The organism is Leeuwenhoekiella marinoflava DSM 3653, from assembly GCF_900129005.1.
Lineage (GTDB): Bacteria > Bacteroidota > Bacteroidia > Flavobacteriales > Flavobacteriaceae > Leeuwenhoekiella > Leeuwenhoekiella marinoflava.
The window spans coordinates 40,985-54,538 of the sequence record NZ_FQUN01000023.1 but is presented as its reverse complement, the minus strand read 5'-3'; the positions used below and the strand labels follow the sequence as shown (position 1 = coordinate 54,538).

General features: G+C 40.3%; 8 protein-coding genes. 5 read left to right on the top strand and 3 right to left on the bottom strand.

Annotated elements, in window-relative coordinates:
* Positions 1-7: 7 nt before the first annotated feature.
* From BUB91_RS18120 to BUB91_RS18110, 3 genes are all read right to left on the bottom strand, one after another.
* A complete protein-coding gene (locus BUB91_RS18120; protein ID WP_073100611.1) occupies positions 8-2,866 on the bottom strand; it encodes a glycoside hydrolase family 2 TIM barrel-domain containing protein in 2,859 nt (952 codons plus the stop codon).
* Between the two features lie 6 nt (positions 2,867-2,872).
* Complete coding sequence (locus BUB91_RS18115; RefSeq protein ID WP_073100610.1) at positions 2,873-4,153, bottom strand: rhamnogalacturonan acetylesterase; 1,281 nt, start codon at positions 4,151-4,153, stop codon at positions 2,873-2,875.
* Positions 4,154-4,255: 102 nt separating this feature from the next.
* Positions 4,256-5,302, bottom strand: a complete 1,047-nt coding sequence (locus BUB91_RS18110; RefSeq protein ID WP_073100609.1) for a GntR family transcriptional regulator — start codon at positions 5,300-5,302, stop codon at positions 4,256-4,258.
* 151 nt (positions 5,303-5,453) lie between these two features.
* Here BUB91_RS18110 and BUB91_RS18105 point away from each other — a divergent pair, with 151 nt between their 5' ends.
* The 5 genes from BUB91_RS18105 (at position 5,454) to BUB91_RS18085 (ending at position 12,887) form a co-directional block, all read left to right on the top strand.
* Complete coding sequence (locus BUB91_RS18105) at positions 5,454-7,550, top strand: bifunctional aldolase/short-chain dehydrogenase (protein WP_073100608.1); 2,097 nt, start codon at positions 5,454-5,456, stop codon at positions 7,548-7,550.
* Positions 7,551-7,644: 94 nt separating this feature from the next.
* Positions 7,645-8,925: a sugar isomerase gene (locus BUB91_RS18100; protein ID WP_073100607.1), complete on the top strand. Its 1,281-nt coding sequence runs from the start codon at positions 7,645-7,647 to the stop codon at positions 8,923-8,925.
* An 18-nt stretch (positions 8,926-8,943) separates the two neighbouring features.
* A complete protein-coding gene (locus BUB91_RS18095; RefSeq protein ID WP_073100606.1) occupies positions 8,944-10,317 on the top strand; it encodes an FGGY-family carbohydrate kinase in 1,374 nt (457 codons plus the stop codon).
* Positions 10,318-10,322: 5 nt separating this feature from the next.
* Entirely contained in the window at positions 10,323-11,474 is a 1,152-nt protein-coding gene (locus tag BUB91_RS18090; protein ID WP_073100605.1) for an alpha-hydroxy acid oxidase, read from the top strand.
* Between the two features lie 3 nt (positions 11,475-11,477).
* Entirely contained in the window at positions 11,478-12,887 is a 1,410-nt protein-coding gene (locus tag BUB91_RS18085; RefSeq protein ID WP_073100604.1) for a purine-cytosine permease family protein, read from the top strand.
* The last annotated feature ends 667 nt before the right edge of the window (positions 12,888-13,554 follow it).

The following is a 13,554-nucleotide window of genomic DNA, read 5'->3' as shown; positions in this document are numbered from 1 at the left end:
ATCCTTCTTATTCTCCACGATCCTCCCTAAAATCAAACCACAACTTCATCGAAATCCCATCGTCTCCACTTTTAATCCTAATGTTTGAAGGCTGACTGCTAGGGCCTTGCTGTGAAAGCGGTTTAAAAGCACGTTGCCCCGGAATTTCATACATAAATGAAATGTTTCCGTCAGGAAAAGAAGGCTGAAAGTGACTGCCTCTAAAACCATTCTGAACTTCGTCTGGTGTGAATAATCTCAAAAACAACTTATCGCTTTCGCTAAAAACTTTAAAGCTATTCTCGCCCGCTTGAAGGTTTCCGGCTAAGAAATTGGCATAATAGCCTTTAAACTCCGGGTATACCAAATTATCAAAACTCGCTCCGGTAATCGTCGTATTGTATTCTTTTTCCCAAATACCGTATTCTATTCCCTGTAAACGATTACGCCAGGTATGATAAGGTCCGCGACCAAAGAGTGTAATAGCCTCAACGCCTTCTTCAGGAAAATCAAATGTGATCCCAAATTTATCAATATCGCCTTCATAAAAAGCCCCGTCAAAACCACTGTTTCTACCGGCATTTTTAAGCGCAATCAGTTCCATATGCACGCGGCCGTCGGGATACATCGTCCACGTAATGTGATCAATGCCACCGTTGTAATCAATGCGGCAAATAGCATTTTGACCTTCCTGTGTCAAGGTTACTTTCTCAACTTCCGCTTTCATTCCAATAGGTTTGGGTCCGTTTACAAAAGGGATTGATCGTTTTTTACTGTTTATTTGGGTGATATATCCGGTTTTGGTATTCAATTGAAGCCTTACTTCTTTACTTTTTAAAGTTACCACATCATCATCTTGAGCCACTTTAGCTGCTTTATTAACTTCAGCTTGATAAATTAATTTATTAGCAAAATAATCGGCTTTATGAATGGGCCATGTCCAAGTGTAAATCTCCCGATCGTGTTGATCTGTCGCGGTAATTTCTAACCAATCCCCTTTGAAAAAATCATCAGCTACCGGCATGTTTAAAACGCGGGTTTCGCCGGGAACAGCATCAGGAAGGTCTATCGACCCTGATGTTAAAATAGTTGCTTTCGTTTCTGGGTTGTACATTGCGTTTTTACCGGCTTCCATCACGCGATACTTCATGGTGACTGTATTCAAGTTAGTAAATAAATAATCATTAGTAACCAAAAAACTTCCGTCAAAGGTTTCTGTTATGGCTTTCGGCTTAAATTGAACCGGTGCCCAAACTTCTTTTACGGTATAAAAACTACCTTCTTTCTCTCTATGCGGACCTAAAACACCATCTGAAGCCAAATTCCCTTTGGAGTCAAATTTCTCATCTCCGGTCCAATCTGTTCTCAACACCGCTTCGTCGCTATACACCCACATAAAACCACCGGCAAACAACGGACTCTCACTGTAGTGTTCCCAGAAATCTTTGAGTCCCGCTCCTATACCATTATCATAAGTTCCGTGCATAAATTCGGTAGGAAAAAACACATTTTCTCCGCTACCAAACCGGTGCACACCGGTTAAATAAGTTGGATAATGATGGGTGTCCCAACCGTTAAAATCAGACCACGGATGAATCACAATACGGTTTTGAGGATCGTGTTTTGCAAAGTCATCGTCTAATTCGTAATTCCAGCCACCTTCATTACCCTGATCCCAGATAATCACGGAAGGATGATTCACATCGCGGTCAATCATTTCTTTGATGAGTTGCTCTCCCGTCTCGGTATCATACGGATTTTGCCAACCGGCCAATTCGTCTAAAACAAACAGCCCCAGCGAATCACAAACAGCAAGAAAGTGATCGTCTGGCGGATAGTGAAACCGCACCGCATTCATATTCATATCTTTGATTAGGTTCACATCCATCACGCTAATGCGCTTGCTGGTACTACGCCCTCCTTCCGGCCAGAAACTGTGGCGGTTAATCCCTTTCATAACTATTTTAGTTCCATTTAAATAAATACCATCCCGCTTTCTAAAATCTAAAGTTCTAAACCCTATACGTTCTGAAATCTCGTGAATAGTTTTACCGTTTTCTTGCAACTGAAGAGTAAGAGTGTATAGATTAGGATTTTCAGGATCCCAGGTTTTGACACCTTTCCACTTTGCTTCAATAATTTGTTCTTTATTTTTTGAATCCAACTGAATGGTCTGCGACTCAAAATCAGCTTCTCCTATTAAAGGGGTAATCGAAGCAACAACTTCAAGATTATTAGAAAGATTCTCAATATCTAATTGAGCCTTTAGACTCCCGTCCATTTTAGCATCAACTGCGATATGATCAATGTGCGTTTTCGGTTTAATTTCTAACCAAACCGGACGGTAAATTCCACCAAAAAGCCACCAGTCTGCTTTTCGCTCTGCGTTATTCACACTTCCATTTTCAGAATGTTTCCAGACGTGAACTTCGAGTAAATTCTCTGAACCAACTTTTAAATAATCTGTTATATCGTATTCAAATTCATAAAAACCACCGTGGTGTTTGGGACCTACAACTTCCCCATTAACGTTTACTTCCGTATCGGTCATCACCCCTCCAAAATGTATGGTCACCACCTTACCTTTTGCATCAGCCGGAACTTCAAAATTAAGTTTATAAAGCCCTTCTTCTTTACTGGGTTCATCTTGCTCCAACTCTTTATACCAGCGACCGTACGTATACTCGCCAAAGCCTTGCAATTCCCATTGAGATGGGACTTCGATGGTAGACCACGCACCACTATTGTTACCAGCCGAAACTTTAAAATCCCAGGTTTTGGGATGTTCAAAATCAGTTCCTGAAAGCCAGATTTTATCTGCTTTTTGAGCGAATATTTTTGTGCTAAATAGCACTGCTAGAGTAGATAGAAGAAGAAGTTTTTTCATAAAAGATTAGTTACCGTCTGGTTTTTCAATTTTAAAACGACTGCTAAACGGAATCGTGTAGCTGTCTGTAGCATGGGGTTGAGAAGGTTTATATTGAGGGGTTTCTGTAGCTATATAATGCTTCAATTCTGAGTCAGAATCCCTGATTGCATTGGCTACAGCAAGAGCAATCTCATTTGCTCCAAAATTGCTAAAATGAGTATTGTCTTCCAGATCCTGATGTTGACCCGGAAACATATTTGCTGCATATTGCACAAAAGCTCTTCTTGAGAGCTGCGGCCCCCAAGCCTCATACATAGCTGTTGTAATTTGAGTAAGATCTATCAAAATCACCGCTTCGTTTGCTGCAACTTTGCGCATCGCATCCGGGAAATCGCCGTGTGTGGGTTTTAGTTTTTTACCCTCAAAAGCTCTTCGCTGTGTGGGTGTTATGAGTATAGGTGTAGCCTTTTTCTTTTTGATACGCTTGATGAAATCGGTCATTGTTTCGGTATACAACCCCCAAGCACCATTACCTTCCCCCTTTATTTTCTCATCGTTATGACCAAATTCAATAACTACAAAATCACCTTCTTTAAGCTGACTGATAATCTTATCAATTCTACTTCCTCTAAATGACGCGAGTGATGCTCCTGACGAAGCCTGATTAGAAACCGCAATACTATCATCTAGATATGCGGTTATAAACTGCCCCCACGATGCCCAAGGTTCTACATCCTGATCTGTAACGGTAGAATCTCCAGCTAGAAATAACGTTTTTACATCGTTTGCATTTTCTATTCTTATAGATTCAATCGTGCTGTTTCCTAAAAACTCTAGTGTAAGCTTATCGTCCCAGTCTAACTTAACGCGCTCCCGATCTTTGAGATCAACATCGTATCCTTGAGAAATCTTTTCATTGAAGACATTCACAATAAAACTCGTTGTAATACTCTTATTTGAATCTACTTTTAGCTGCGGAATAAAAAGACGCTTAGACTCTGCTTTAATAGTAGTTTCTGTATTCTTTCCTGATAAGGTAACAGTAACTTGATAAGAACCTTCCGGTACTTTTACCGAAAAATAAATAGGTCCGACAGTTACCAGACCGTGCTCTGTAAAGGAGGTTTTATACGCTGTCCCAAAATCAAAACCATAACCTACCGCATCATTGTATGGCAGAGAACTACTAAACGCTATTGCATTCGCTGAAGTCTTATGGGTACCGAAATCAAACGCGTGATCGATTGTATTTTGAGAAAAACAAGCACTAGCAATTAAAACTACAAGCCAACAAACAGTACGCATTTCTTTAAGATTTCAGTATTTGCTCTAAATATACAATTTGAAGCAGAAACCACTATCCTGTACTGTTATGATAAACGTATTTATTACAGTTAATAAGTATCTTTAAACTGAATTCCGCTCTATATACTTAAAAACGTTCTTGACCTTTTCTTTTTTATTCTTCAAAACCATATACGCAGCAGTCTCCCCCATCGCTTTAAAATCTGTACTGATTACGGTAATCCCCAGCAACTCTTTTAATGGAGTTTCATTATACGAAATCACTCCTATATCTTTACCCATAACCAGATTACGACTGCGTATTTGACGTACGAGATTTACCAGATCCATTTCTTCAATAGTAATGTAAACGTCTCGTCCTTCAAATTCCATATCGTCGTAGATCTCATTAAGTATTTCGTATTCAAAATCGTACTTCATACAAAATTGCTTAAACCCATGTAAGATTCTACGAGGATAAGGGTGAGTCAATTTTTCTGGATAAACCAAAATAAGCTTCTCATATTTTTTGAGTTTTTCCATCCCTTCGATCAGGGCGTTATAAATATCTTCTTTAAAATCCTGATATATTGCCCCGTAATTTCCTTTAATCTCTGGTTTTGTATTATCTACCATAAGCAATTGATCTTTTGGTATAGTTTCTATTGCCTTCAAAACCTCTGGTGTAAAACTCACATGATTGAGATCATTATCTTTAAAATGCGGCATGATCACATAATAATTATAAGCGCCTATATTTTTCTCGATAGCGTTTACAAACAGGGATTCTTCACAATGATAAATAGATAAATTCACATGTGCGTTGACTCCTAACGTATTTACAAAATGATTAAAAATGATCATCTTATAAGAACTGGGCTTATTGATTAGAAAAAACACATTGATCTTAGATATCAATTCGGTTTTTGCAGTGTAATACCCTTTTCCTTTTACAGAGATTATGACCTTGCGTTCTTTGAGAATTTTATAGGCTTTTTCTACTGTATCTCTACTTAAATATGCAGCTTCACTCAGTTCATTAATAGAAGGAATTTTTGCTCCAACTTTCAATTTACCCTTAGCGACATCGTCTATAATAGAGTCTACAATTTGCTTGTATTTAGGTATTCGAGATTCTTCATTAATATTAATTTGAACATTTTGAGACATATTGGGGAAGCATGTGTTTGTTTGTGTGTTGTAAATCTAATCAAAAGAAAAACGTATTAAAACAAATATGTTGCAGTACAGCACAGGATGCCTTACTTATCGTTAACCTATAATTTTGAGAACAGATGCTTTAACCTATACTAAAAAAATAATGGAAAAAACTTTTAGCCACGTAGATTATCTTTGGGATGAGCAAAAGGCTGCAGAATTAGGAGACGATCAAGTTGCTCTTTTTCTGTATCGCTCAAACATCCTTGGCGCAGATTTAAGAATTACAAATTATGGCGGCGGAAACACCAGCTGCAAAACCATAGAAAAAGATCCGCTTACTAACGAAGAAGTTGAAGTGATGTGGGTAAAAGGTTCTGGTGGAGACATAGGTACATTAACCAGACAAGGAATTGCAGGTTTATATACAGAGCGTCTTAGAAACCTTAAAAACGTTTATGGTGGTCTTGAAGATGAAGATCGTATGGTAGGGCTTTTTAACCACTGTATTTACGACTTGGATTCTAAAGCACCTTCAATAGATACTCCGCTTCACGGATTATTACCTTTTAAACATATTGATCACTTACACCCTGATGCGTTGATTGCGATCGCAGCGGCAGAAGACAGTGAGAAAATAACCAAAGAGATTTGGGGAGATACAATGGGTTGGGTGCCTTGGCAGCGTCCCGGTTTTGACTTAGGTCTGCAACTGGAAAAATGCCTGAACGAAAATCCAGGAATTCGCGGAATTGTTTTAGGAAGCCACGGTTTATTTACCTGGGGAGACACTTCTTATGCGTGTTATATAAACAGTCTTGAAGTAATCGAGAAAGCTTCTTCTTATATCGAGAAAAAAGTAAAAGAAAACGGAAGCGTTTTTGGTGGTCAGAAACTAGAAAGCCTTCCTGCTGATAATCGTAAAGACCAAGCCGGTAAATTGATGCCGTTGCTTAGAGGTCTTGCTTCTTCAGAAAACAGAATGATAGGTCACTTTACAGATAGTGACACCGTGCTTCAGTTTATAAACAGTAATGATCTTGACAGATTAGCTCCTATGGGAACTTCGTGTCCAGACCATTTCTTACGAACAAAAATTCAGCCGTTGATTCTAGATTTAGAAAAAGATGCTGATCTTGACGATACAGAAGCTGTTTTGGCTAAACTAGAACCCTCTTTTGCTCAATACCGTCAGGAATATAAAGACTATTACGAAAACTGTAAACACGACAACAGCCCTGAGATGCGTGATCCTAATCCGGTTATCATCATTTACCCGGGTGTTGGGATGTTCAGTTTTGCAAAAAATAAGCAGACTACACGAGTAGCAAGCGAATTCTACATCAACGCGATCAATGTGATGCGCGGTGCAGAAGCGATTACAAGCTATACTTCGTTACCGCGTCAGGAAGCTTTTGATATTGAATACTGGCTTTTAGAGGAAGCTAAATTACAACGTATGCCTAAAGAGCAACCGCTTTCACGTAAAGTAGCGATTGTTACCGGTGCTGCCGGTGGTATTGGTAAAGCGATTGCTGATAAATTAGTTGCTGAAGGTGCCAATGTGGTACTAACCGATATGAGCGAAGAAGCTTTAAAAGAAGCTGTCGCTACCTACAAAAAAGATCAGGTTGCCGGTGCGGTTTGCGATGTAACCAGCGAAGAGGCTATTGCTAAAGCGTATAAAGAAGCTTGCCTCGCCTTTGGTGGTGTTGATATCGTGATTCACTCTGCAGGTCTTGCAATTTCTAAACCTTTAGAAGATACTACTCAAAAAGACTGGGATTTGTTACAGAATGTACTCGTAAAAGGGCAGTTTTTAATGGCTCAGCAAGGTGTTGCGGTAATGCGCAAACAAGGTTTGGGTGGTGATATCGTAAATATCGCTAGTAAAAACGGACTCGTTTCAGGGCCTAACAATGTAGGTTATGGTACTGCAAAAGCTGCTCAACAACATATGACACGTTTATTAGCTGCCGAGTTAGGTGGAGATAAAATCCGTGTGAACACCGTGAATCCAGATGGTGTTATCGTAGGTAGTAAAATCTGGGAAGGTGCATGGGCAGAAGGTCGTGCCAAAGCTTATGGTATCGAAGTTAAAGACTTACCTGCACATTATGCAAAACGTAATTTACTGAACGAAATCATCCTGCCAGATGATATCGCAGACGGTGTTTTTGCATGTATAGGAGTACTTCTGAAAAGTACAGGTAATACCATCAACGTAGACGGTGGTATGGCTAATGCTTTTGTACGCTAATTTTAATTGAATTTTTTCTAATTAACAGAAACTCCAGATTCTGTTTCCAGTCTCAGGAGTTTCTGTTAATTTAAAGACCGAAAAAAACGCTCCGATGAAACTTAAACAACAACAACTCGAAGACCTAAATAAGAAAGGGCTTTCAGATCATAAATCTCATTTTGATTACACAACTCAAACGTTATCTAAAAACAATGTTGATGTTAATCAGGTTATTAAAAAACTAGCAGAATTTCAAGTTGCAATCCCAAGTTGGGCTTTAGGCGCAGGTGGAACACGCTTCGGAAGATTTTCTTACGGCGGTGAACCCGCTTCTTTAGAACAAAAAATTGAAGATATAGGACTTATTCATAGACTTACGCAAACAGCAGGAGCTGTTTCGCTTCATATTCCGTGGGATGTACCTAATGACTATAACGCAATTAAAGAACTTGCTGCGATTAACAAGATTAAATTTGATGCGGTTAACAGCAACACCTTTCAGGATCAAAAGAATCAAAAGGAAACGTACAAGTACGGTTCTTTAAGTAATACCAGTGCTGCAGTACGCGAACAAGCGATTGCGCACAACAAAGAGGTGATTGAAATCGGTAACAAACTGGGTTCTAAAAGTCTTACCGTTTGGTTAGCAGATGGTGCTTCATTCCCCGGTCAAAACAATTTTCAAACTGCTTTGACGCATACACAAAACAGCCTGATAGAGATCTATGAAGATATGCCTACAGACTGGAAAATGTTTATCGAGTACAAACCCTACGAACCGTATTTCTACAGTACGGTTATTCAAGATTGGGGTACATCTTTAATGTTGGCAAACGGTTGCGGTGAACGCGCGTATACCTTAGTTGATTTGGGTCACCACTTACCAAACACCAATATTGAACAGATTGTTTCCATTTTAATGCTGAAAGGCAAACTGGGCGGTTTCCACTTTAACGACAGTAAATATGGTGATGACGATATCACCGTAGGCAGTATCAAGCCGTACGCCTTATTCTTGATTTTTAATGAACTCGTTTACGGGATGCAAAACAATCCTCAAAACCCGGAATTGGGTTGGATGATTGATGCAAGCCACAACCTTAAAGATCCACTAGAAGATTTAATCCAATCTTTAGAAGCTATTCAAGAAGCATATGCTAAAGCATTATTGATTGATCAACAGGCATTAAGAGCTGCTCAGGAAGCGAATGATGTAAGCCTTTGCCAGGAGATTTTACAAGGAGCTTACCGCACTGACGTAAGACCATTAGTACGTGAAGCACGTTTACAAACCGGCGGGGTGATTAATCCTATTGATGCCTACAGAAAACTAGAAGTACGCGAGCAGCTGATCAAAGAGCGTGGTAAAAACACAATCGCTACAGGACTTTAATACCGAAAGAAGCTTTTAATGAAGAAAACAGTAACGGCAGTATTTGACATCGGTAAAACCAACAAGAAGTTCTTTCTTTTTGATTCTGAATTTCAAGAGGTTTATAGAGAATACATTCAGTTTGATGAGATCACAGACGAAGATGGGCATCCTACCGAAGATCTTTCCGCTTTGCGCAATTGGCTAAAAACCGTATTTGACCGCATTCTAAAAACGGAAAAATATGAGATCAAAGCAATCAATTTTTCTTCGTACGGGGCAAGTCTCGTTCATCTTGATGAGAATCGCGATGTGATTTTCCCCTTATACAATTATACGAAATCGATTCCGCAAGATATTATTGACAGCTTTTATGATAAATACGGCCCTGAAGAAGATTTCCATCAGAAAACAGGGTCTTCCAGCTCGGGGATGCTCAATGCGGGGATGCAATTGTATTGGTTAAAAAATACCAAACCGGAAGTCTTTAAAAAGATACGCTACTCCTTACACCTTCCGCAGTATTTGAGCTTCGTTTTTACAGGAATTCCACTTAGTGAATACACCAGCATTGGCTGTCACACGTCGCTGTGGGATTTTGAAAAGAAAGATTACCACGATTGGGTTTATGCCGAAAATCTAGATCAAATGCTCCCTCCTATCGTTTCGACAGAGACGAGCATCAATATGAATTACAACGGAAAACGCATCAAAATTGGTGTGGGAATTCACGACAGTTCTGCTGCTTTACTTCCGTATGTGCGCAGTCTTAAGAAACAGTTTATTTTAATCTCTACCGGAACCTGGAGTATTGCGCTCAATCCTTTTGTAGAACGCACGCTGAGTAAAAAAGATGTTGCAGGTGATTGCATCAATTATATGCGTATCAACGGGAAACCGGTAAAATCTGCACGTTTGTTTTTAGGAAATGAATACAGCATACAGGTAAAAAAATTGACCGAGCATTATGGTGTTGACAAAGATTATCATAAGACAATCATGTTTGAGCCTGAAACGCACTACGAACTCGTAAAAGAGTTTGAGAAAATGTTTCATTGGGAATCTATAGACGATCCTGATATGCCGGCGGAAACCAATTTACCCTATCATTCTTTTGATCACGCCTATCATCAATTGATGATGGAACTCGTGCTTTTACAGGTTGAAAGTATCAAGAGCGCAAAAGGTAAAATGACGATTGAAAAGTTATTTGTTGACGGTGGTTTTAGCGACAACGATGTGTACATACACCTATTATCTCATCACTTCAGAACGATGGAATTGCGCACCACAGACTCTTCTTTAGGATCTGCATTAGGCGCAGCAATTTGCATCTCTGACACCCAACTGAACTCAAAATTTTTAAAGAAAAATTACTCGATGAAAAAGCATATTCCGTTCATCGCTAAATAAACTATATGGCCAACTCATTTGACACAGCATACCCGTCTGTAGACGACCTTCGTACCAAGGCAAAAAGCAGAGTTCCTGCTTTTGCTTTTGAATATCTTGATGGCGGGTGCAACGAAGATGTGAGCATCAAACGCAACACTTCTGAGATACGCGATGTACAATTACAGCCGCGTTACCTCAACAATTATGGCAAAAGCTCAACCAAAACTAAAGTTCTGGGAATGGAGTTTGATGCGCCTTTTGGTATTGCTCCCGTGGGTTTACAAGGCCTGATGTGGCCCAATTCTCCAGCTATTTTAGCTCAAGCGGCTCACAAGCATAAGGTACCGTTTATACTGAGTACAGTTACGACAATGGACATTGAAAAAGCCAGTGAACTGACCGAAGGTAACGCCTGGTTTCAATTGTATAATCCGGTGGAAGATGCAGTGCGTAATGATATTATAGATCGCGCAGAAGCTGCCGGTTGCCCGGTTTTGGTACTGCTTTGTGATGTACCTACTTTTGGTTTTAGACCCCGTGATTTCCGTAACGGCTTAGCACTTCCTCCTAAAATGTCTGCAAAGAATATTATGCAGATTTTGGGCAAACCTACCTGGGCGTTCAATACGCTTAAATACGGCCAACCAACTTTTGAAAACTTAAAGCCTTACACGCCTGAAGGTTTAAACCTAAAACAACTAGGCGCTTTTATGGACCGTACCTTCTCCGGAAAACTCAATGAAGAAAAGATAAAACCCATCCGCGATCGCTGGAAAGGAAAACTGGTTTTAAAAGGTGTGCAATCGTTGCAAGACACGCAAGATGCAATACGTATGGGCTTTGACGGCATTATCGTCTCTAACCACGGCGGGCGTCAACTAGATGCAGCACAATCTACCATAAACAGCCTTAAAGAGATCGCTGCTACCTACGGTGATCAAATTGAAGTGATGATGGACAGCGGCTTGCGATCGGGTCCGGATATTGCCCGAGCAATGGCCTGCGGAGCGAAATTCACTTTTATGGGGAGATCGTTTATGTACGGTTGTGGCGCACTGGGAAATAAAGGAGGTGATCATACAATAGGAATGCTTAAAACTCAATTTAAACAGGTGATGGATCAGCTGGTTTGTGAGCGCGTTGAAGACTTACCAAAACATTTAATAACTACCTAAACTATGTCGCAATACAACCAGGAAGAAGAAGTTATAGAGGAAATCGCAGGAGGCGAATTTGAACGTCAGGCAGTACCTCAATCCAAATTACAAAGCTGGAAAGCATTTTTAGGAATGTACGCCGGCGAACATGCCGCAGGAACCGAATTCGTAATCGGTCCACTGTTTTTAACTACAGGGGTTAGTGCATTTGACCTCATTGTAGGTTTACTCATTGGTAACCTTCTGGCGGTGTTGAGTTGGAGATTTCTTACTGCAGAAATCGGTACAAAATTTAGATATACGCTTTATTTTCATTTAGAAAAGATTTGCGGTACGCGTCTGGTAACAGCATATAACCTCGCAAACGGAGTGCTTTTTTGCTTTCTAGCCGGGGCGATGATAACCGTATCGGCTACAGCAGTTGGGATTCCTTTTGATATGGAAATGCCCAAACTGACCGATACGACGCCTAACAGCCTCACTTGGGTAATCATTGTGATTGCCATAGGAGCGGTAATTTCGCTTATTGCAGCAAAAGGCTATAGCACAGTTGCAAAAGCTGCAAACTGGATGTCACCTATTATTGTACTGGCATTTATTGCCTGCGGTGTCGTGGCGCTCATTCAACTGGATGTAAACAGCTTTTCTGATTTTTGGAACATCTGGGGAGAAGGGGGCGATCCCTTCCCCGGACAAATAAAATACACGTTTTGGCATGTGGTCCTGTGGTCTTGGTTTGCTAATGCTGCGATGCACATTGGGATGTCTGATCTATCGGTTTTCCGCTTTGCGAAAAAAGCAAGCTCTGGATGGACGACTGCTGGCGGAATATATATCGGTCATTATGTGGCTTGGATTGCAGCTGCGCTACTATATGCGGTTTACCTAAAATCTCCTGAAGCTCAGGCGATGCTTGCCGGTGGAGAAGCTCCATCTGTAGCTCCCGGACCTTTAGCTAATAATGCTATTGGTGTATTTGGAATTATCGCAGTGATACTTGCCGGATGGACGACCGCAAACCCTACGATTTACAGAGCCGGTTTGGCTTTTCAGGCAATTATGCCAAAAGTATCAACCTTTTGGGTAACCATCTTAGCGGGTACGGTTGCTACTGTTGCCGGATTATTTCCTGCCTTTGCAATGAAGCTTTTAGGCTTTGTAGCCCTTTACGGATTCATTTTAGCACCTGTGGGAGCAATCATTGTTTTTGAATATTTCTTCGGAAAACAAGCGGGTATCCAGTCGTTTTATGCCGAAAAAACCGGTATTAAATTCAATTGGGCGGTATTTGGAGCCTGGGCATTAAGCTTCGGTGTTTTCTATTTTATTTCGGTTCAATATGATGTATTCTTATCCTTCTTAACCTTACCTGCCTGGATCAGTTGTGGTGTTTTGTTTTTAATATTTAGTAAATTCTATCAAAAAAATTGAGCAACTCCGTTGCCTAAAATATTCCTTCGAGAAAACAACAATTATTTGTGTGTGTAAATGGTCGTCAAGCTCGCAACTGGCGGCCATTTCTTATTAGCGCTTTTAAATATAAATCGAAAGACATCATTATGAATTTAGTTCAGAATCTCATCTGCTTCATTTATAAATGCTAATGAGAACCTAAAACTCCCGAAGCCTTGGAAGCGCATAAAGGATTTCAACGCTTTTATAACAGAAAGTTAATCCGGGATGAGGAATTGTGTAAATGAGCTGGGAGATTATGGGTTATATTCACGAAACAACGTGTACAATATTCATTTATAAAGCATTGTAAATAAAATGAGTACAACTTGTTTACTTCTTATCCCCGTTGGTGCGCGTTTCTAATGCGTATCCTCCCTAGTTATCTCGCATTTCTAACCCTGTTGGTGCGCGTTTGGAACGCGTATCCTCAGTCCTGCTCTACATAAAGGGCTTTTGGTATTCTTCGGACTTCACAATAATGGGGTTGCTTACCTGTGTGCATCCCCGATCCCACAGCCTTTCAACCCGATTGGATCGATGAAATCCGATAGAACTAGTTCCATTAAAAAATCAACTATAACCGAATCTACCCCGAAGCAATACGCCGGCACACACGTAAAACGCTTTAAGTCAACAACAAGGT